This window comes from Rhodococcus sp. 7Tela_A2 (assembly GCF_049311045.1).
Lineage (GTDB): Bacteria > Actinomycetota > Actinomycetes > Mycobacteriales > Mycobacteriaceae > Rhodococcus.
Map to the genome: position 1 here is coordinate 69146 of NZ_JAXION010000002.1, position 20334 is coordinate 89479.

Genomic DNA, 20334 nt, shown 5'->3' on the forward strand with positions numbered 1-20334 from the left:
CGAAGGTTAAATCTGCTGGTCAGCGGTGAGATCGTGCGCTTTCGGCCGCGCTGTCGAGATCCCGGTGCCGGGTCTCGCGCGGAGCCGGGACGAGCGTCAGCAGCGTGGCCTCCGGACGGCAGAAGAACCGTGCGGGGACGAACGGCGACGTGCCGAGGCCGGCGGACACGTGAAGCTGCATATGCGAGCCCCACCGGGACGGGCCCTTCACCCGCGACCGGTCGATACCGCAGTTGGTGACCAGCGCGCCGACGAACGGGAGGCACAGCTGACCGCCGTGGGTGTGACCGGCGAGCACCAGGTCGTAGTTGTCGGCCGCGAAGCGATCCAGCACGCGCGGCTCGGGGGAATGCGTCAAACCGAGGCGAAGGTCGGCGGACGGATCTGCCGGGCCGGCGATCGTCTCGTACCGGTCGCGCTCGAGGTGCGGGTCGTCGACTCCGGCGACGGCGATACGAACGCCGCCCACCTCGATGTCGCGACGCACATGCGTCATGTCGTGCCAGCCGCGGTGGGGGGACGCGGCCCGCCGATCGCCCCCCGGCCGCGGCGCGCCGTAGACGCGGTCGTGGTTCTTGTCGAAGTAGGCGAACGGGTTCTTCGGGACCGGCCCGAAGTAGTCGTTGCTCCCGAACACGAACAGGCCGGGACGTGCGAGGAGACCGCCGAGCGCCTGAACCACGGCCGGCACCGACCGCGGGTGGGACAGGTTGTCCCCGGTGTCGACCACCAGGTCGGGCTCGAGCGAGTCGAGTTCGCGCAACCAGTTCTGCTTGAGACGCTGGTTGGGCATCATGTGCAGGTCGCTGATCTGGAGAACGCGGAGGGTCGATGCGCCCGGTGCAAGCACCGGGACCGTCACCTCTCGCAAAGTGAAGGCGTTGCGTTCGATCAGAGTCGCGTAGCCGAGGCCGAGGGCAGAAGCTCCGGCGGCGCCGACTGCGACGCGGCGAAGAGCAGAAACATCAGGCACTCGTCCAGGGTACCGCCGCGATCGGTCCGCGCGCCGTGTTCGTGGTCTCGGGCGTAGCGTTTCCTCCATGACCGACACCACTCCCTCGCTCAAATCCACACTGCGCGCGGACCTCACCGCGGCAATGAAGGACAAGGACAAGCTGCGCACGGCGACGATCCGCATGATGCTGTCCGCGATCCAGACCGAAGAGGTGGCGGGTAAGGAAGCTCGCGAACTCTCCGACGAGGACATCCTCAAAGTTCTGGCGCGCGAATCCAAAAAGCGCGGCGAAGCAGCCGAGGTGTACACGGAGAACGGCCGCGGTGAACTCGCCGCCAAAGAGCATGCCGAGGGCCGGATCATCGACGAATACCTCCCGACGCCGTTGACCGACGCGGAACTCGTCGACGTCGTCGACACCGCGATCGGGCAGGTCGCCGAGGAGATCGGTGAGCGTCCCGGGCCCAAGAACATGGGGCAGGTCATGAAGGCTGCGACGGCGATCGCCGCGGGGAAGGCAGACGGCAAACGGCTCTCGGCGGCGGTCCGTTCGCGGCTGTAGTTTTCGCCCACTCCACCGAAGAGAATCAGGGCGCGACCTCGTGGAGGTCGCGCCCTGATCTATCGGGACCGGTCAGTTGTCGGGTCTGCTCGGAGTGGTGGTCGTCGACGAATCTTCGTCCGGCGGCGGCGACGATTCGGATTGCTCCGGTTCCCGGCCCGGAATAGGCGCCGGAGTGGAACGGCTGGTGGTGTCGGGCACCTCCCGGCCGTCGGGCCGGGCGGGGGTGGCACTGGCCGACGGCACGGCGCGCACCGAGCCGTCACTGACGAAGATCGTCACCGTGCTGCCCGGGACGGCCGAACCCGAGGGGGAACTGCTCGTCACGGTGCCGGCGCGCTGCTCGGCTTTCACCGTCGCCTCCGTCACCGAGAATCCGGCGTCCTGAAGCTGCTGCGTGGCGCGCTCACGAGGGAGCCCCGCCACGTCGGGCACCTGGGCGTTGCCGGCACCGCGCACGTAACGCGGGTCTACCGGCGGAAGTTCGATCGAGCCGAATCGTGTCGCCACCGGCAGCATCGCGGAGAACCAGGTTCGCGCCGGCTCGGTGCCGCCGAAGAGGTTGCCGTCGTAGCAGGGCCGGACGGGACCGGAGCAGATCTGGCCGGGCGTGGGGGAGTCACCGTAGGTGTAGACGACGCCCGCGTACCGGTTGGTGAAGCCGAGGAATGCGGACGACATGTGGGACTCGGTGGTACCTGTCTTGGCCGAGACGGGCAGGTTCCATCCCACGGATCCGGCGGCACCCGCTGCCGTGCCACCGCCCGAGGTGTCCTTGCTCAGTGCGTTGGCGAGGGTATCCGCCAGGCCGGGCTCGACGACCTGCTCGCAGGCCTCCTGGGTGATCGGAACAGGCTTGCCCTCGCGGTCGAACACGCCCTCGATAGGCGACGGGGGGCACCACTTGCCGTGCGACGCGAGAGTTGCCGCGACATTCGACAGTTCGAGTGGATTGACCCAGGTCGGCCCGAGTGTGTACGACCCGAGGTGCTGATCCTTCTGCATGTCCGACATCGACTGGTCGCCGAATCCGGACGTGCGGGGCTGCAGGTACGAGCGCAGGCCCAGTCGCACGGAGATGTCGACGACGGACTCGACACCGGTGGCCTCGATCAGCTTCACGAACGCGGTGTTCGGTGACTGGGCGAGCGCATCGCTCACCGACAGGCTCGCCGGGTAGGGGGCGGCGTTCTCGACGCAGTAGTAGTTCGGCGGGCAACCGCGGGCACCACCGTCGCCGAGTCCGCGAGCGTTGTACCGGTTGGGGACGTCGAGTACTGCCGACGTGCCGAGGCCCCGCTCCATCGCCGCGGCGACGGTGAAGACCTTGAAAATCGACCCGGCACCGTGACCGGTGAGCGAGTACGGCTGCGGCTGGACGGTTTCCTTGTTGTCGCCGTTGAGGCCGTACGTGCGGCTCGAGCCCATCGCGAGGACCTTGTGCGTGTCCTGGCCGGGTTCGATCACATTCATCACGGAGGCGACGTCATCGACGGTGGGGCTGGTGAACTTGTCGAGCGACGATTTCACCGACGACTGGACCTCGGGGTCGAGCGTGGTGCGGATGACGTATCCGCCCTTGTCGATCTGCTCGCGCGAGATCCCGGCGTTCTCGAGGTACTGCAGCGCGTATTCGCAGAAGAAGCCACGATCACCTGCGGAGATGCAGCCGCGAGGCAGCGTGTTGGGTTCGGGGAGGACACCGAGGGGGAGTTGCTTGGCTTCGCGGATCTCCGCGGCACGCTCGGGAATGTTCTCGATCATGGTGTCGAGAACGATGTTGCGACGCTCGAGGACGCCCTCGGAGTTGGTGTAGGGGTTCAGTGCGGAACTGGACTGCACCATGCCGGCGAGCATCGCGGACTGCGGGATGTTCAGGTCCTTGGCGTCGATGCCGAAGTACGTCTGCGCAGCGTCCTGGATTCCGAAGGAACCGTTGCCGAACGGCACCAGGTTGAGATACCGGGTGAGGATCTCGTCCTTGGTCAGCTTCTCGTCGAGTGTGAGCGCCATCCGGATCTCACGGATCTTACGAGCCGGAGTGGTTTCGATGGCGGCACGGCGCTCGGCGTCGGTCTTGGCGACGACGTGCAGCATGTAGTTCTTCACGTACTGCTGGTCGATCGTCGACGCGCCCTGCTCGACCTGACCGCTCGTGGTGTTGGTGAGGAACGCGCGCATCGTGCCCTGCCAGTCGACACCCCGATGCTCCGGGAAGCGCTTGTCCTCGATCGAGACGATCGCAAGTTTCATCTCGTTGGAGATCTGGTCGCTGGGCACCTCGAACCTGCGCTGCTCGTACAGCCAGGCGATGGGGTTGCCCGCGTTGTCCACCATCGTGGTCACCGCGGGGACGACACCCTCCACGAGTTCGGCAGAACTGTTGTCCACGGTGTCGGCGGCGCGGTTGGAGACGTACCCGAAACCCCCTGCGGCCGGGAACAGCATCCCTGCCACGAGAACGCCGCCGAGGGCGGTACAACCAACAAGCTTCGCCACCGTGCTTCGGATCGACACGAAGTACACAGTACGGGCAGCCGTCCTCCGCGGTCGTATTGAGGGCGGCGGCATGCCGCGCGACGTGCAGCTATGCACGTACGTACCAGAAAAGGTTTTCCTCGCCTTGCGCCCGGGCGTCAGGTTACCTAGATTGAGACATCAGTGTGATGCAGGTAACACCTTGACAGGGGAGATTGCGTTATAGGGGAAGCGCTACGGCGCGACTCCTACGCAATATCGGACACCGCGTAGCGGTGTTCGGAGAGTAGAGGGGCAACTGAATGCACATGACCACCCCGACGGCCCGGCTCGACGTCGACCAAGCGGAAGCACGCATTGCCTGGGTTTCCCGGGCACGGTGCCGCGAAGTCGATCCCGATGAACTGTTCGTGCGAGGCGCTGCACAGCGCAAAGCCGCGGTCATCTGCCGACATTGCCCTGTGATGCTCCAGTGCGGCGCTGACGCACTCGACAATCGAGTGGAGTTCGGTGTCTGGGGAGGCATGACCGAGCGCCAGCGCCGAGCACTTCTCAAGCAGCACCCCGAGGTCGAATCCTGGGCAGACTTCTTCGCAGCGCAGCGTCACCACCAGAACGCGGTCTGACACCGCCCACCCGCAGAGGTTCAGGCCTCGCGGGTGAGCTGGTCGGCCACGGCCCTCAGCGCCTCGAGGTCCGACACCTCGAACGGCAACGAGGGCACGCCCACCACGGGCACGCGCGGGTTCGCGGCGGTGAAACTCCGCAGCAGACGTAGTTCCCGCTTGGCTGTGACTGCGCGGTGCGCGTGGATACGCAGGACGGCTTCGGCAGCCTCCGCGTCGTCACCGCCCCGCTCGGCAAGTGCGTCGGCCGCGGTCAGCGCATGGTCCGGGGGCATCTTCGACAGGGTCGGATGCGTTCGGTTGAGCACCAGGCCCGCGAGCGGCATCCGGTCCTCACCGAGCCGCTCGACGAAGTAGGAGGCCTCTCGGAGCGCGTCCGGTTCTGCGGACGCCACCACCATGAAGTGGGTGCCGGGCTGCTGGAGCAGCTGATAGGTCCGGTTGGCGCGCTCGCGGAACCCTCCGAACATGGAATCGAGCGACTGCACGAACGCGGACGCGTCCGACAGCATCTGGCTGCCCACGATCGTCGACACGGCCTTGAGAGCGATGCCCATCGCTCCGGTGACCAGACGCCCGATGCCCCGGCCGGGAGCGGTGAAGATCCGGATCATCCGGCCGTCGAGGAACGCGCCGAGCCGTTGCGGAGCGTCGAGGAAGTCCAGCGCATTCCGGGACGGCGGTGTGTCGACGACGATCAGATCCCACTCGTCGCTCTGCGCGAGCTGTCCGAGCTTCTCCATCGCCATGTACTCCTGCGTACCGGAGAACGACGACGCGACGGTCTGATAGAAGGGATTGTCCAGAATCTGCTGGGCTTTGTCGGGCGTGGAATGCTCGAGGACCATGTCGTCGAACGTGCGACGCATGTTGAGCATCATCGCGTGCAATTCGCCGGTGGATCCGGCCGGGAGTTCCACCTTCTGCGGCGAATTGTCGAGACTCTGCACCCCGAGGGCCTGCGCGAGCCGACGCGCCGGGTCGATCGTCAGGACCACCACGCTGCGGCCCTTCTCGGCAGCGCGCAACGCCAGCGCGGCAGCAGTGGTCGTTTTCCCGACGCCTCCCGATCCGCAGCACACGATCACCCGCGACGACGGATCGGCCAGGATTCCGCCGACATCGAGCGGAGTGGCGACGCGGGCCTTCCCGGTCATCGGACGCCCTGCTCGGTCAGTGCCTGGGCAAGCTCGTACAAGCCGCCGAGGTCGATGCCGTCGGCCATGGAGGGCAAGGACATGCGCGCCACCTTCACGTCGTCGAGTTGAGCGGCGCTGACCTGCTGTGCCTGCAAGGTTGCAGCGTGCTCGATGGCTTCGGTGAGCAGCCCGGCAAAATCGTCGTCGGAGAGCTTCACCCCGACCCGGCCGAACGCGGCGCGGATCGATTCTCCGGGTACCCGCCCGCCGGCAAATTCATCGACGAGATTTTCGGGCAGATGTTCGGGCGCGGTGCGGTTGACGATCACGGTGCCCAGGCGCAGATCTGCTGCCTGCAATTCCTCGACCGCGTCCGCGGTTTCCTGAACGGGTAGCGCTTCGAGCAGAGTGACAAGGTGCACGACCGTCTCGTCGGAGTGCAGCAACCGCACCACGCCTTCGCTCTGCGACCGGATCGGGCCGGACTTCGCGAGGTCCGCCATGGCCTTGGTGACGTCCAGGAAACTGCTGATTCGTCCCGTGGGCGGCGCGTCGACCACCACCGCGTCGTATACGCGGCGTCCCGACGCGTCGGTGCGCACCACGGTTTCCTTGATCTTGCCGGTGAGAATCACGTCACGCAGACCCGGTGCGAGGGTGGTCGCGAACTCGACGGCACCGATCCGCCTCATCGCACGGCCCGCGAACCCCAGGTTGTAGAACATGTCGAGGTATTCGAGGAACGCCGCCTCGATGTCGATGGCGAGCGCGGAGACGACTCCGCCGCCCTCGGCGGAGGCGATCTTCGTCTCTACCGGCGGTAACGGCGGAACGTCGAACAACTGCGCGATTCCCTGCCGGCCTTCCGTCTCGACGAGCAGGACCTTGCGGCCGCCCGCGGCGAGCGCGAGCGCGAGCGCTCCCGCGACCGTCGATTTGCCGGTACCGCCCTTGCCGGACACGAAGTGCAGTCGCGCCTGTGCGGCGCCGGCCGGCCACTCGCCGGAATGAGATGTCGGTGTTGCCACGACCACGAGCCTATAAGTCGTGCGCTCGTTAAGGCGGCGGATAGGGTCATGACATGAGTGAAACGACTACGTGGGAGTACGCGACCGTGCCCCTGCTCACACACGCGACCAAGCAGATTCTCGATACCTGGGGTTCCGACGGGTGGGAACTCGTCACCGTCCTGCAGGGACCCACCGGCGAACAGCACGTTGCCTACCTCAAGCGTCCGAAGGGCTGACGCGGTGGCACAACAGTGGTCCGCACGCCTCGCCGAGTTGGGGCTCAGCTTGCCGCCGATCGCCAAGCCGGTGGCGGCGTATGTGCCCGCCGTCCGTTCCGGTGACATCGTCTACACCTCGGGCCAGCTGCCGCTCGTCGACGGCACCCTCACCCACACCGGCAAGGTCGGCGCCGAGGTCTCGCCCGAGGACGCGAAGCAGGCGGCACGTACCGCCGCGCTCAACGCGCTGGCGGCAATCGATGGACTCGTCGGCCTGGACAACATCGCCAGCATCGTGAAGGTGGTGGGATTCGTGGCCTCGGCCGAGGGTTTCACCGGCCAGCCCGGCGTGATCAACGGCGCGTCGGAATTCCTCGGTGAGGTGTTCGGTGCCGTCGGTGCGCACGCCCGCTCCGCCGTGGGCGTCGCGGAACTGCCGCTCGGGGCTCCCGTCGAGGTCGAACTCATCGTCGAGGTGCGCTGACCTACGGCGGTGACCCGATCTACGGGGGTCGTGGCCCGGGACATCGATCCGCGGCCCTCGTAGAGTGGGATCGACCACGACGTCCCTGTCAGGAAAGGCAAGAACATGGCGCTGGTCCACCCCGCGTACGGCCGGCTGCGGCAGATCACGGAGAACGCTGCCGTGGTCCTGGCAGAGAACCCCTCGGTCATGTCCTTGGAGGGCACCAACACGTGGATCCTCCGTGCGCCCGGGGCAGACGAGTGCGTCGTGGTGGATCCGGGCCCGCTCGACGAAGCGCATCTCGCGCGCGTCGCGCAGGTTCCTGTCGCCGCGACACTCATCAGTCACCGGCACTTCGACCACACCGAAGGTGCGGGCCGGTTCGCCGAACTCGCCAACTGCCCCGTGCATGCGTCGTCGGCCGATCACCGGCACGGCGGCGGAAACGAACTTTCCGACGGTGACGTCGTCGAAGCCGCCGGGCTTCGCATTCGCGTACTCGCGACACCGGGCCATACCGCGGATTCGCTGTCCTTCGTCGTGGAGGACGACAACAGTGTCCTGACCGCGGACACCATCCTCGGACGCGGCACCACGGTGCTCGACGACACCGACGGCGATCTCGGCGACTATCTCCGCTCGCTGCGTGCACTGATCGGCTTGGGGCCGGGTTACACGGTGTTGCCCGGGCACGGCCCCGAACTGGACGACCTGGAGACGATCGCGCGGGACTACCTCGCCCATCGCGAGCAGCGCCTCGAACAGGTGCGTGCCGCGGTGCGCACCCTCGGTGAGGACGCGACAGCGCGCCTCGTCGTCGAGCACGTGTATGCGGATGTCGACCGGTCGTTGTGGGACGCGGCGGAGAAGTCGGTGAACGTGCAACTCGAATACCTGAGGAGCTTCGCCTGACGGCGAGACCTCACAACCCGTAAACGAACGAGCCCGGGACGCGTGTCGCGTGCCGGGCTCGCCCGTGTGTCGTGATGCCGCGTGTCAGCGGGCGCGACGCGCCAGACGCTCCGAGTCGGAGATCAGGACGCTCTTGCCTTCGAGGCGCAGCCAGCCGCGGTGCGCGAAGTCGGCGAGAGCCTTGTTCACGGTCTCGCGCGACGCACCGACGAGCTGGGCGATCTCTTCCTGCGTCAGATCGTGCGTGACGCGCAGAGCGCCCGCCTCCTGCGTGCCGAAACGCTGCGCGAGCTGCAGCAGAGCCTTGGCGACGCGACCGGGAACATCGGTGAAGATGAGGTCGGCGAGGCTGTTGTTCGTGCGGCGGAGCCGGCGGGCCAGCACGCGGAGCAGCTGCTCGGCGATCTCGGGGCGCTGGTCGATCCACGCCTTGAGTGCCTCGCGGTCCATGCTCACGGCACGCACCTCGGTGACGGTCGTCGCGGTGGACGTACGGGGGCCCGGGTCGAAGATGGACAACTCGCCGAACATGTCGGACGGGCCCATGATGGTCAGCAGGTTCTCGCGACCGTCGGGCGAACGCCGACCGAGCTTCACCTTGCCGGAGACGATGATGTACAGGCGGTCGCCGGGCTCACCTTCGTTGAAGATGACATGGCCACGGGGAAAATCGACCGGCTGAAGCTCTTTGACCAGCGCCGCAACCGCAGAGGGCTCGACTCCTTGGAAGATGCCTGCTCTGGCCAGGACCTCGTCCACGTGCGCTCCTTTTGGGAAATGAAAAAACGTTGTCTTGCTGCTGTGTCGGCACGTCTACGGGCATCCGACGGAGGTCACCTGTCAGGCGTACGACTCCCCAGTCTACTGTGCCGAGGTCAGGCGTGAGTGACCGACACCACGGATCGGGTGTTTTGCTTCCGAAAACCTTCTCGCAGGCTACCGGCGAGTATGTGGGTCAGCTGGCGCGACGCGTCCCGAGACCGTGATGTGAGGTGCTGCCGTCCGACTCGGTCGACCCCCGGCGCCGACGGCGGTGGAACCGGGCGAGAGCCCCGGGGAAACCTTCGCGAGCGAGCGCGGCGACATCGCCCTGGTCGGCTTGGTCGAGGAATTCCTCGACCTCGTCCTCGCGGACGGAAAGACGACTCAGGCGGGACTCGACACGCTCCATGGCGAGTGCGAACAGCGTCAGCAGCACTGGGAAAAGCACCACAGCGAGAGCTTGCATACCGGGAAGTAAACACGGGTTAGGTCTCAGATGAGACACGGGGGCGGATTGATGCGGAGGGGTTTACGTACAGTGGTCCAGGTGCATGCGACCCCGTCCGAGAGCTCCGATCAGGCTCCCCGTGGTGACTCGGGCGCGGCCCCCCGCTCCGAATCCCGGCTCGCGCTGGTGCGCCGCGCGCGACGGATGAATCGGCGGCTCGCCGAGGCTTTTCCCCATGTGTACTGCGAACTCGATTTCACGACGCCGCTCGAACTGGCGGTCGCGACGATCCTGTCCGCTCAGTGCACGGACGTGCGCGTCAACCAGGTGACTCCCGCGTTGTTCGCCCGGTACCCCGATGCCCGCGCCTACGCCGAAGCGGACCGGACGGAGCTCGAAGAGTTCATCCGATCCACCGGCTTCTTCCGCAACAAGGCGAACGCACTCATCGGTCTGGGCCAGGCTCTGCTCGAGCAGTACGACGGCGAGGTGCCGGCTCGGCTCGACGACCTCGTGAAGCTGCCCGGCATCGGGCGCAAGACCGCGAACGTCATTCTCGGCAACGCCTTCGATGTGCCGGGAATCACCGTCGATACGCACTTCGCTCGGCTCGTCGGACGCTGGAAGTGGACCACGGAAACCGACCCCGTGAAGATCGAGCACGCCGTCGGAACGCTCATCGAACGCAAGGAGTGGACGCTGCTGTCCCACCGGGTGATCTTCCACGGCCGTCGGGTCTGCCACGCGCGCAAACCCGCCTGCGGAGTGTGCGTGCTCGCCAAGGATTGCCCGTCCTACGGGATCGGACCCACCGACCCGCCGACCGCCGCCGCGCTGGTGAAGGGACCGGAGACCGAGCATCTGCTCGAGCTGGCCGGTAGGTGACGCCGGTGCACCCTTCCTCAGCAGGCCGTTGGAGCCTGGCAGCACTGGTCGTCGTGATCGCCTTGATCGTCGCCATCTGGCCGCGCGGCAACGATGACGCACCGGCTCCCTCGGCGACCGGCGCTGCGACCTCGGCCGCACCCGTCGACCGGCGAGCGCAGGACAACCCGCAGGCTCTCGCGCCCCTCCGGGAAACCGCCGCTCTGGATCCCTGCCCGCCGGCAGCGGGAACGCCTGCAGCGGGAGCGTCTGCGGACAGCCCGCTCGCGGGGTTGACGTTCGAATGCGTCGGCGACGGTTCCACGGTGGACCTGGCCGCCGCACTCGCGGGCAAACCGGCTGTGGTGAATCTGTGGGCGTGGTGGTGCGGCCCGTGCGCCGAAGAACTGCCCGTGCTCGAGGAATTCGCCGAACGAGCCGGAGATGCGGTGACCGTGGTGACGGTGCACACCGATCCCAACGAGGCCAATGCGCTGAGCAAGCTGACGGACTACGACGTGCATCTGCCCGGAGTGCAGGACGGCTCCGGACGAGTCCAGGCCGCGGTCGGAGCCCCGGCGGTGCTGCCGGTGACGATCCTGCTGCGAGCCGACGGCTCGGTGGCCAAAGTGCTGCCTCAGCCCTTCCGCTCCGCCGACGAGGTCGCCGCCGTGGTCGACGAATACCTGGGGGTGGCGGTATGACGCCGTACTGGTTGCGGAAGGTCACGACCCTCGAGCCGAAGGACCCGCACGACGACAATCCGATCATCAACCGGCGCGCGCCCTCCGGGCTCCCGGTCCGGCAAGCGGCGGTCCTGGTGTTGTTCGGTGGTTCGCCGACGCCTGACCCGCTCGCCCGTGGCGGCCTGCCGGCCGACGCGGATGTGCTGCTCACCCAGCGTGCGGCGACCCTGCGCCAGCACAGCGGACAGGTCGCGTTTCCCGGTGGCGCCGCCGATCCCGACGACGAGGGTCCCGAACACACCGCTCTGCGCGAAGCGCAGGAGGAAACGGGCCTGGACCCCGCCGGGGTACGTCCGCTCGCTGTGCTCCCCGAACTGTTCATCCCGCCCTCGGGCTTCGACGTGACACCCGTGATCGCGTACTGGGAGCGTCCGAGCCCCGTCGGTGTGGTCAATCCCGCCGAGGCTTCCCGCGTGGTGCGCGTGTCGCTGCACGACTTGCTCGACCCGCGGAACCGCTTCCAGGTACGGCACGCGCTCGGCTATCGCGGACCGGCCTTCCGGGTCGAAGGGATGCTCGTGTGGGGTTTCACCGCAGGAGTGCTCGCAGGCCTGTTCGCCGTCTCCGGATGGGAAATCGAATGGGATCACCACGACATTCGTGACCTCGATGTCGTACTCGCCGAAATGGAGACCGAGGTGGTCGAACCGTGACCGGATCCGGCTGGCTCGACCTGATCATCGTGCTGATCGTCGTCATCGCGGCATCGTCGGGACTGAGGCAGGGCGCGGTTGCGTCGGCCCTCGCGTTCCTGGGTGTACTGCTCGGTGCGATCGCCGGCATTCTCATCGCGCCGCACGTGCTCGTGCACGTCGAAGAGGGGCGAATGCGGATCCTGGCGGGGATCGCGTTGATCGTGGTGCTCGTCGTGATCGGCGAGGTGGCCGGGATGGTGCTCGGCCGGGCTGCCCGCAGTGGCATCCACAGCCCCGGCGTCCGGGCGGTCGACAGCGTCGTGGGCGCGGGTCTGCAGGCCGTCGCCGTGCTCGTCGCCGCCTGGCTTCTCGCCATTCCGCTGACGGCCACCACTCAGCCCGTGGTGTCCGCAGCGGTGCGGGGTTCTCATGTCCTCGGCACCGTCGACGAATTCGCTCCCGAGTGGATGCGGGCGATACCCAACGAATTCTCGGCTCTGCTCGACACGTCCGGGCTACCCGAGGTGATCGGACCGTTCGGCAGGACCCCGATCGCCGAGGTCGCGATCCCCGACGCTTCGTTGCTCGACAGCCCGGTGGCGGCAGATCTCCATCCGAGCGTGCTCCGCATCAACGGACTCGCGCCGAGTTGCCAGAAGGCACTCGAAGGATCCGGCTTCGTCGTGGCGCCGGAACGGGTCATGACGAACGCCCACGTCGTGGCGGGCACTGCCGCCGTGACCGTCGACACCGAACAGGGCGCACTCGACGCCTCCGTGGTGCTGTTCGACCCGGCCGTGGACGTCGCGATCCTGTCGGTGCCCGGGCTCACGGCCCCACCGCTGGCATTCGCCCCCGTGCCCGCGGACTCGGGTGAGAACGCGATCGTCCTCGGCTATCCGGGTGGCGGGCCGTACACGGCGAGCGCCGCACGGGTCCGCGAAACGCTGGATCTGCAGGGACCCGACATCTACCGCAGCGGAACTGTCGAACGAGAGGTCTACACCGTGCGCGGTCTGATCCAGCAGGGCAACTCCGGTGGACCACTCGTCGACGCGCAGGGTCTCGTCCTCGGCATGGTGTTCGGCGCGGCCATCGACGACTCCGATACGGGATTCGTGCTCACGGCCGGGGAGATCAGCCGTCAACTCGCACTGGCCGGGTCGGTGTTCGAACCCGTGGAAACCGGCGTCTGCATCGTCTGACGCCGGCGCCCGGCCCGTGCGGTTGTCCGTCGGAGTCAGAGACCCCGCACGAAGCCGAGTAGTTGCGACGTCACGACGTCGGGCTTCTCCTGATGCGCGTAATGACCCGCGCCGTCGACGAACTTCAGGACGCGTCCGGGCGCGTGACGCTTGCACCGGCGCAGCGTCGCGGCCAGTACGTACGGATCGAGCACGCCGTGCAACTGGAGGACCGGCAGCGAGAGTGTGACGTCCATCGCCTTCATGAAACGTCGCCCGTCGGGCCGCCACTGGCTCCGGAATGCCCACCGCTGGTATTCCAGCGTGCAGTGCGCGACGCCGGGGATACGGATTGCCGAGCGGAGGCGCTCGACGACGTCGGAGAATTCCGGCGTGGCCTGCCACTCCGGCCCCGAGCGCAGGCGCGCGAGCCGTTCGATCTCGCGACTCTCGTCGCGAACCAGCCGACGTTCGGGCCGCCACGGCACCTGATACGACAGGAACGTCGGCAGGAGTGCTTTTCGCTGCGCCTTGTCGCGCAGTGCCCCGTCGCGCAGAGAGATCGGGTGGGGTGAATCGACGACGGCGATGGCACGCACGAGCCGAGGATGCAGAACCGCCGTCGCCCAGCAGACCAGCCCGCCGTCGGCGTGCCCGACGAGGATCGCCTCGCTGTGCCCGAGCGCGCGGACGAGACCCGCGATGTCGTTGGACAGGGTCCAGCCGTCGTATCCGCGCGGGGGCTTGTCCGAATCGCCGTAGCCGCGCAGGTCCACCGACACGGCTCGATAGCCCGACTCGGCGAAGGCGGTGAGCTGGTGACGCCAGGACCACCACAGGTCCGCGAAACCGTGCACGAAGAGTACGAGCGGGGTGTCCGGATCGTGCGGGCCGGTTTCGACCGCGTGGAACCGGATTCCGTTCGCGTGGATGTCACGATGCGTCTACGGCCCGGGATAGCGGGCCGTGGGCGGGGCGGGTGGAGCCACCTCTATATCGCTCGGCGCATCAGCGCGCTGCGTGATGACGACCGGCGGGAGCCTGGTCGTCCTGGTGGTTCGGCAGGACCGACTTCGTCTGCTTGAGCGAGTCGATCGTCTTGCTCGGTGCGCGCACCTTGCGCACGCGCATATAACCGATCAACGCGAGGAGCGCGGTCACCACGACCATGATCAGGAAGACGATGAGGAAGGCGAGCCAGCGCGGAACCCAGACGTCGAGGAGTTCGGCGAGGAAGAAGAAAAAGAAGAAGGAGCTGAAGGTGAGGACGGCGAGCGCCAGGACGAAGAAGAGGCTGCCTTGCAGGCCCTTCTTGACCTCACCGGTCACTTCCGCCTTCGCGAGCTGCACTTCGGCGCGGAAGAGTGTCGACACCTGAGTGGCCACGTCACGGACAAGATCACCGACGCTGGCATCCCGCGGCGTCGGAGCGTCCACCTTCGTCAGCGGAATGCCCGAGATACTCGTCGGCACACCGTCCCCGGGACGGTTCCCGTTCGTCACGCTCACTAGTCGACCCCTTTGGTTGGTTCGTTCTGCTTGCGGTGGGCTCGCCCACGCCGTAACAGTAGCGCCGAACCGAGTATCGACGCGATCAACGAGGTAACCAGGACGGCGGCTTTGGCGATCTCGGCGGCGGCGCCACCGTCGACACCCCCGAGCGAAAGTTCCGCGATGAGCAGGCTGACGGTGAACCCGATCGCGCCGAGCACCGCCAGCGCGAACAGATCTCCCCACATCAGACCGGTCGGGCGGGTCGCGATACCCACCCGGATCGCGAGCCAGGCGCTGCTGAAGATTCCCACCGTTTTGCCGATGAGCAGACCGAGGACGATGGCAAGACCGACCGGGTCGGTGAAGACGTTGCCGATCATCTCCGCGCCGAGAGGCACCCCGGAGGCGAAGAGCGCGAAGACGGGCACGCAGAATCCTGCCGACCAGGGTTGGATCCGGTGCTCGAGACGCTCGGAGGGTGCGTAGTCCTCGCCGGGGTCGGTGCGGACGCGTGTGAGCAGACCCAGAACGACTCCGGCGACCGTCGCGTGGATCCCGGCTTGGTGCATGGCGTACCAGGTGAGCAGCGCGAGCGGCACGTACAGCCATGCCGTGGTGATGCGGCGCTGCTGGGCAACCCAGTACGCCGCGGCGAGGACCACGGTCGCGACCAGCCACATCAACGCGAGTCCCGAGGTGAACAGCACCGCGATCAGCGCGATACCGATCAGGTCGTCGACCACCGCGAGACTGAGCAGGAAGACTCGTGCACTGGTCGGTATGCGAGAACCGGTGAGAGCCAGGACGCCCAGTGCGAAGGCGATGTCGGTCGCGACGGGAATCGCCCAGCCGCGATCCATTCCGGGAGCGCCCCAGCCGACGGTCGCGGCAATGACAGCGGGCAGGACGACGCCTCCGCACGCCGCGATCACCGGCAGCAGGGCTTTCTTGCGGTCTGCGAGTTCGCCGACCACGAGTTCGCGTTTGAGTTCGAGTCCGGCGACGAAGAAGAACACCGCCAGAAGCCCGTCCTTGGCCCACGTGCCCAGCGACAGGTGCAGGTGCAGCGACTCCGGACCGATCTGGAAGTCGCGAAGGGCGGTGTAGGAGTCGCCGAGTGGGGAATTGACCCAGATCAGGGCCAGCGCGGCGGCAAGAAGGAGAAGGGATCCGCCCACGGTTTCGGTACGGAGGAAACGGGCGAGCGAGGTGCTCCAGGCGGGTTGGGACAACGGGCGGCTTTCGGTTCGGCGGATTCCGGTAGGGTCGAGCGCTCGCCGACCAGACTTCCCGGCACACCGTCGAAAATTGTAGACCTGCCGGAGCGCCCGCCCCTGAGTGACCGATCCGGCGCGACCCCAAACCCGCGCTGCCCGGAGACGAGTGGGGCCCCCCCCGGGACACGAAGTCCGGAAGGGGCCGCACCGTCTGTGGAGCTACTTGCCCCGGATCGCGTCGAACACCGCGGGATCGACGAGGGTCGAGGTGTCACCGAGTTCGCGGCCTTCGGCCACGTCGCGCAGCAACCGTCGCATGATCTTGCCGGAACGCGTTTTCGGCAGTTCCGGTACGACCGTGATCTGACGCGGCTTCGCGATCGGGGAGATCTCCACCGCCACGTGCTCGCGGAGTTCCTTGATCAGCGCGTCACCGGTGTTCTCCACGTTCTCCCGCAGAATCACGAAGGCGACGATGCCCTGACCGGTGGTCTCGTCGGCCGCGCCCACGACGGCGGCTTCGGCGACGGTCTGGTGGCTCACCAGGGCCGACTCCACCTCGGAGGTGGAGATGCGGTGGCCGGAGACGTTCATGACGTCGTCGACACGGCCGAGTACCCAGAGGTCCCCGTCCTCGTCGTAGCGCGCACCGTCGCCGGCGAAGTACCAACCCTGGTCTTCGTAGCGTGACCAGTACGTTTCGCGGTACCGCTGCGGATCGCCCCAGATGCCGCGCAACATGGCCGGCCACGGCTGGTCGAGTACCAGGTAGCCGTTCCCGCCGGGACCGAGCGGACGGGCTTCGTCGTCGACGATCTTCGCGGAGATGCCCGGCAGCGGCGCCATCGCCGAGCCCGGCTTGGTCGCGGTGATCCCGGGCAGCGGGGAAATCATGATCGCACCCGTCTCGGTCTGCCACCACGTGTCGACGATCGGAGCCTTGCCCCCGCCGATGACGTCGCGATACCAGCGCCACGCCTCGGGGTTGATCGGCTCGCCGACACTGCCGAGCACGCGGATCGACGAGAGGTCGTGCGCGTCGGGGATCGCCCGTCCCCACTTCATGAAGGTGCGGATCAGCGTGGGGGCGGTGTAGTAGATGCTCACCCCGTACTTCTCGATGATCTCGAAGTGCCGGTGCTGGGTCGGTGAGTTCGGGGTGCCTTCGTAGACGACCTGCGTCACGCCGTTCGACAGCGGTCCGTACACGATGTAGGTGTGTCCGGTGACCCAGCCGATATCGGCGGTGCACCAGTACACGTCCTCGCCCGCTTTGTGGTCGAACACGTTGTGGTGGGTGTACGACGCCTGCGTGAGGTAGCCACCCGACGTGTGGATGATTCCCTTCGGCTTACCCGTGGTGCCGGAGGTGTAGAGGATGAACAGCGGGTGCTCGGCGTCGAACGGCTGCGCCTCGTGCTCGGGCGATGCCTGCTCGACGGTGTCGTGCCACCACAGGTCCCGGCCCTCGGTCCACTCGACGTCGATGCCGGTGCGCCGAACCACGAGAACGTGCTCGATCGACGCGGCACCGGCGGTCGCCTCGTCGGCCGACGCCTTGAGCGGCGCGGCGGCGCCGCGGCGCCACTGACCGTCCACGGTGACCAGAAGCTTCGCCTCGGCATCGTCGATACGTGAGCGGAGCGCCGTCGCGGAGAAACCTGCGAACACCACGGAGTGCGTCAGGCCCAGACGAGCGCAGGCGAGCATCGTGACGATCGCCTCGGGAATCATCGGCATGTAGATGGCGACGCGATCGCCGGCCACCAGGCCCAGTTCCGTGAAGGTGTTCGCGGCGCGGGAGACCTCCGCCAGCAGGTCGTTGTACGTCAGTGCTCGCGTGTCGCCGGGTTCACCTTCGAAATGAATGGCGACGCGGTCACCGTTGCCGGCGAGTACGTGCCGGTCCACGCAGTTGTAGGCGACGTTCAGTTGCCCGCCGACGAACCACTTCGCGAACGGTGCGTCCGACCAGTCCAGCACCTCGGTCCACGGGGAGGCCCACTCGAGTCGTTCGGCCTGGGTCGCCCAGAATCCGAGGCGATCGGCGTCGGCAGCAGCCTGCAACTCCGGACCGGCGTTGGCGGTGGCTGTGAACTCGGCACTCGGAGGCAAGGCCTGCTGTTCGTGGTCCGGAGCTGCGCTCGTCATGATGCGGGGCACCTTTCGGGTCGTCTATCGTCAGGGCTCCTGAGAGCGTAATCATCTGTGACGCGCATCGCACCGTTGCGCCTGTATATGGTCACGCCACAGTCGCCCATCGGTCGGTTTCGAGCGACGGGTGGTCTGCGGCGGGGACGAGTGGTGTGGTGCGGTGCGTACGCCCGGTCCCACCGGCGGTCGCCGGGAACACCGGCGGTACCGTCGGAGACTGTGACCGACCCGCTTGCACCGCTCCTCGACCTCCCCGGCGTGCGCGACGCCGCCGACCGTGCGCGCGACGCGCTCGCGGAGGTCCATCGCCATCGCACGAACCGGCGGGGCTGGGCGAACACCGCAGCCGAGGCGTCGGTGCGCGCGGCGCGAGCCTCTGCCGCAATCGACGGTGGGTCGATGGAGCTGCCGCAGCCCGGTGAAGCCGGTGACCCGATCCTCGCCGGTGCGCTGCGTGTCGCGCAGACGCTCGACGGTGACGCGCTGGGCAACATGGTGTCGACGTGGCGCCGCGCGCCTCTGCAAGCCCTGGCCCGGTTGCATCTGCTCGCGGCGGCGGACCTCCTCGAGGACGCGGGTCAGCTCGGGCGGCCACGTACCGGGAGCGGGGTCGGAGAACGTCTGGACGCGTTGGCGCAACTCGTGACAGGTGGGTCGGACGCACCCGCGCCGGTGCTCGCGGCGATCGTGCACGGCGAACTGCAGGCATTGAAGCCGTTCGGCGTCGCGGACGGCGTGGTCGCACGGGCGGCGTCGCGGCTGGTGTGTGTGGCGACCGGTCTCGACACCCGGAACCTCGGAGTGCCCGAGGTCCACTGGATGCGCCGGCTCGACGCGTATCGCAGCGGGATCGACGGTTTCGCCGGTGGTACCGCCGAGGGCGTCGGCGGGTGGGTGATCTTCTGCTGCGGGTCGCTCGAGGCGGGAGCGCGCGAAGCCACCTCGATCGCCGAGGCGTTCGCGGGCTGATCGGCCCGGCACTCGGGAGATTCGACGGAGGCCGCCGGGCCCGCAGCGACAAGCGCTGGACACAGGAAAAGCGGGTGACGCGTCGATATAGAATCGGCGTACCACCCGCTGACACGGTGAACCGCGTTACCATGCGTGCTGAAATGGGTTGTGTCTCAACGGCCTCGGCGACGGTGCGATTATCTCGGCTCGGCCTCGCAACGGGTGCGGGGTCTTTACCTTCGAAGAGTCACATCTCGCAAGCCCACAACGCTTCTGCCCTTATAGTGGCACCTGCTCCGCGTGGGTACTCGGCTTCCGTGCTGGGAACTCCGGTCGGGAGATCGAATCTTCTCTTCTGATTCGCTCTTGGCCTTCCGTCGTTCCGTAGTTCCTTTCTACCCCCCTTGCGGTGGGGTAGGCAAGCCCCATGCCGGCTTCGCGTCGCATCTGTGCCGTTCGGCGAAATCGTGTTGTGCAGTGCGATATTCGGGTGGCACGGAGGGCCGCGGACGCGGTGTGCGCCATCCGCCGCGGGTCGCCCGGAATCAGTACCGCAGCGAAGCGTGCGACCGGCGCGCGAGACGGCTCGAAACACCGATGATCAGGGCGAGTGCGCCGGCGATCCCACCCGCCATCCAGAGTGCGCGAGGCGACGTCGGAATACGTCTTTTCAACGGCACGGGAAGTGTGAATCGCAGTATCGGCCAATGGTTCTCGGTCGCGACACGTCGCAACGCCCGACCGGGGTTGACGACACGGGGATTGCCGACCGCCAGGAGCATCGGCAGGTCGGTCGCGGAGTCGGAGTAGGCAAAGCTCTGTGCCAGGTCGTACCCGTACCGGTCCGACAGTTCGCGGATCGCGACGGCCTTGGCCTCCCCGAAGCAATAGAACTCGAGTTCACCGGCGTACCGTCCGTCGACGATCCGCATGCGGCTACCGACGCTGTGGGAGGCACCGAGTGCCTGCGCGATCGGCGTGACGACCTCCTCGCCCGAGGCCGACACGATGATCACGTCGTGACCACGCGCCCGGTGATCGGCGATGAGGTCCTTCGCTTCGGCGTAGACGAGGGGAGTGACCACTTCCTGCAGAGTCTCGTCGACGATCGATTTGATCTGCTCGACGTCCCAGCCCTCACACATGTGCGCGATGTGCTCGCGCATCCGCTCGATGCGGTCCTGATCCGCGGCGGACAGCACGTACAGCAACTGGGCGTAACTGCTCTCGAGCACGGCACGGCGGCTGAGCAGTCCTTCGTTGAAGAACGGGCGCGTGAAGGCGAGAACGCTCGACTTCGCGATGACGGTCTTGTCGAGGTCGAAGAAGGCGGCGATGCGGCCACTTCCTGCCGGATGATCCACTGTCGAGATGCCGGTGCTCGTGTTCCCGGACGCGTCAGTCACGAGCACCACAATAGGTGCCCGGAGGCGGACTGTGGGGGTCGCGCGTGGCCCTCGCCACGCCGGTCCGCTCAGTTGCAAACAGCGTGCACGTTCGGTGTACTATCACG

21 protein-coding genes are annotated in these 20334 nt (G+C 67.3%); 10 read left to right on the top strand and 11 right to left on the bottom strand.

The window, feature by feature from the left end; translation table 11 throughout:
- Nucleotides 1-19: 19 nt before the first annotated feature.
- Nucleotides 20-973, bottom strand: a complete 954-nt coding sequence (locus TVH25_RS00770) for a metallophosphoesterase (RefSeq protein WP_422423139.1) — start codon at nucleotides 971-973, stop codon at nucleotides 20-22.
- Nucleotides 974-1040: 67 nt separating this feature from the next.
- Between TVH25_RS00770 and TVH25_RS00775 the strand changes: the two genes are divergently transcribed.
- Nucleotides 1041-1517, top strand: a complete 477-nt coding sequence (locus TVH25_RS00775) for a GatB/YqeY domain-containing protein (protein WP_169622629.1) — start codon at nucleotides 1041-1043, stop codon at nucleotides 1515-1517.
- Between the two features lie 72 nt (nucleotides 1518-1589).
- Here the strand turns inward: TVH25_RS00775 and TVH25_RS00780 are convergent, their stop codons facing one another.
- Entirely contained in the window at nucleotides 1590-4016 is a 2427-nt protein-coding gene (locus tag TVH25_RS00780) for a penicillin-binding protein (RefSeq protein ID WP_422423157.1), read from the bottom strand.
- Nucleotides 4017-4297: 281 nt separating this feature from the next.
- On the opposite strand from TVH25_RS00780, the gene TVH25_RS00785 reads away from it, so the two are divergent.
- On the top strand, nucleotides 4298-4621 hold the full coding sequence (locus TVH25_RS00785; protein WP_169653028.1) for a WhiB family transcriptional regulator: 324 nt from the start codon (nucleotides 4298-4300) through the stop codon (nucleotides 4619-4621).
- A gap of 20 nt (nucleotides 4622-4641) precedes the next feature.
- Here the strand turns inward: TVH25_RS00785 and TVH25_RS00790 are convergent, their stop codons facing one another.
- Together TVH25_RS00790 and TVH25_RS00795 are read right to left on the bottom strand one after the other, a co-directional pair.
- A complete protein-coding gene (locus TVH25_RS00790) occupies nucleotides 4642-5778 on the bottom strand; it encodes an ArsA family ATPase (protein WP_296549822.1) in 1137 nt (378 codons plus the stop codon).
- Nucleotides 5775-6794, bottom strand: coding sequence for an ArsA-related P-loop ATPase (locus tag TVH25_RS00795; protein WP_422423140.1), 1020 nt, complete (start codon nucleotides 6792-6794; stop codon nucleotides 5775-5777). Before TVH25_RS00795 ends, TVH25_RS00790 begins: the two co-directional genes overlap by 4 nt.
- 47 nt (nucleotides 6795-6841) lie before the next feature.
- Here TVH25_RS00795 and TVH25_RS00800 point away from each other — a divergent pair, with 47 nt between their 5' ends.
- The 3 genes from TVH25_RS00800 to TVH25_RS00810 all read left to right on the top strand — a co-directional run bounded on the left by TVH25_RS00800 (nucleotide 6842) and on the right by TVH25_RS00810 (nucleotide 8366).
- Nucleotides 6842-7006 (top strand): hypothetical protein, encoded by a 165-nt coding sequence (locus TVH25_RS00800; protein WP_169623058.1) that lies wholly within the window; start codon nucleotides 6842-6844, stop codon nucleotides 7004-7006.
- Nucleotides 7007-7010: 4 nt separating this feature from the next.
- Entirely contained in the window at nucleotides 7011-7472 is a 462-nt protein-coding gene (locus TVH25_RS00805; RefSeq protein WP_378528347.1) for a RidA family protein, read from the top strand.
- Between the two features lie 105 nt (nucleotides 7473-7577).
- Complete coding sequence (locus tag TVH25_RS00810; RefSeq protein ID WP_296549826.1) at nucleotides 7578-8366, top strand: MBL fold metallo-hydrolase; 789 nt, start codon at nucleotides 7578-7580, stop codon at nucleotides 8364-8366.
- Between the two features lie 84 nt (nucleotides 8367-8450).
- Here TVH25_RS00810 and TVH25_RS00815 read toward each other — a convergent pair whose 3' ends face one another.
- Both TVH25_RS00815 and TVH25_RS00820 read right to left on the bottom strand, forming a co-directional pair.
- Nucleotides 8451-9125: a Crp/Fnr family transcriptional regulator gene (locus TVH25_RS00815; protein WP_111731607.1), complete on the bottom strand. Its 675-nt coding sequence runs from the start codon at nucleotides 9123-9125 to the stop codon at nucleotides 8451-8453.
- Between the two features lie 196 nt (nucleotides 9126-9321).
- Nucleotides 9322-9594, bottom strand: coding sequence for a hypothetical protein (locus TVH25_RS00820; RefSeq protein WP_169623055.1), 273 nt, complete (start codon nucleotides 9592-9594; stop codon nucleotides 9322-9324).
- 51 nt (nucleotides 9595-9645) lie between these two features.
- Here TVH25_RS00820 and nth point away from each other — a divergent pair, with 51 nt between their 5' ends.
- The 4 genes from nth to TVH25_RS00840 are packed head-to-tail and all read left to right on the top strand — an operon-like array spanning nucleotide 9646 to nucleotide 13026.
- On the top strand, nucleotides 9646-10461 hold the full coding sequence (nth, locus tag TVH25_RS00825) for an endonuclease III (RefSeq protein WP_206037440.1): 816 nt from the start codon (nucleotides 9646-9648) through the stop codon (nucleotides 10459-10461).
- A gap of 5 nt (nucleotides 10462-10466) precedes the next feature.
- Entirely contained in the window at nucleotides 10467-11144 is a 678-nt protein-coding gene (locus TVH25_RS00830) for a TlpA family protein disulfide reductase (RefSeq protein ID WP_422423141.1), read from the top strand.
- Nucleotides 11141-11839 (top strand): NUDIX hydrolase, encoded by a 699-nt coding sequence (locus TVH25_RS00835; protein ID WP_169623052.1) that lies wholly within the window; start codon nucleotides 11141-11143, stop codon nucleotides 11837-11839. The genes TVH25_RS00830 and TVH25_RS00835 overlap by 4 nt, the downstream gene beginning before the upstream one ends.
- The gene (locus TVH25_RS00840) at nucleotides 11836-13026 is read left to right on the top strand and encodes a MarP family serine protease (protein ID WP_169623051.1); all 1191 of its coding nucleotides are present in this window, start codon (nucleotides 11836-11838) and stop codon (nucleotides 13024-13026) included. The genes TVH25_RS00835 and TVH25_RS00840 overlap by 4 nt, the downstream gene beginning before the upstream one ends.
- A 35-nt stretch (nucleotides 13027-13061) precedes the next feature.
- On the opposite strand, the gene TVH25_RS00845 is transcribed toward TVH25_RS00840, so the two are convergent.
- From TVH25_RS00845 to acs, 4 genes are all read right to left on the bottom strand, one after another.
- A complete protein-coding gene (locus TVH25_RS00845) occupies nucleotides 13062-13937 on the bottom strand; it encodes an alpha/beta fold hydrolase (RefSeq protein WP_422423158.1) in 876 nt (291 codons plus the stop codon).
- Nucleotides 13938-14013: 76 nt separating this feature from the next.
- Nucleotides 14014-14514, bottom strand: coding sequence for a phage holin family protein (locus TVH25_RS00850; protein WP_169623049.1), 501 nt, complete (start codon nucleotides 14512-14514; stop codon nucleotides 14014-14016).
- Complete coding sequence (nhaA, locus tag TVH25_RS00855) at nucleotides 14514-15731, bottom strand: Na+/H+ antiporter NhaA (protein WP_422423142.1); 1218 nt, start codon at nucleotides 15729-15731, stop codon at nucleotides 14514-14516. The genes TVH25_RS00850 and nhaA overlap by 1 nt, the downstream gene beginning before the upstream one ends.
- Before the next feature lie 204 nt (nucleotides 15732-15935).
- On the bottom strand, nucleotides 15936-17867 hold the full coding sequence (gene acs, locus TVH25_RS00860) for an acetate--CoA ligase (protein ID WP_422423143.1): 1932 nt from the start codon (nucleotides 17865-17867) through the stop codon (nucleotides 15936-15938).
- 222 nt (nucleotides 17868-18089) lie between these two features.
- Here acs and TVH25_RS00865 point away from each other — a divergent pair, with 222 nt between their 5' ends.
- Nucleotides 18090-18839, top strand: a complete 750-nt coding sequence (locus TVH25_RS00865) for an oxidoreductase (protein WP_422423144.1) — start codon at nucleotides 18090-18092, stop codon at nucleotides 18837-18839.
- Between the two features lie 527 nt (nucleotides 18840-19366).
- Here TVH25_RS00865 and TVH25_RS00870 read toward each other — a convergent pair.
- Entirely contained in the window at nucleotides 19367-20236 is an 870-nt protein-coding gene (locus tag TVH25_RS00870; RefSeq protein ID WP_378528922.1) for an HAD family hydrolase, read from the bottom strand.
- Between the last annotated feature and the right edge of the window lie 98 nt (nucleotides 20237-20334).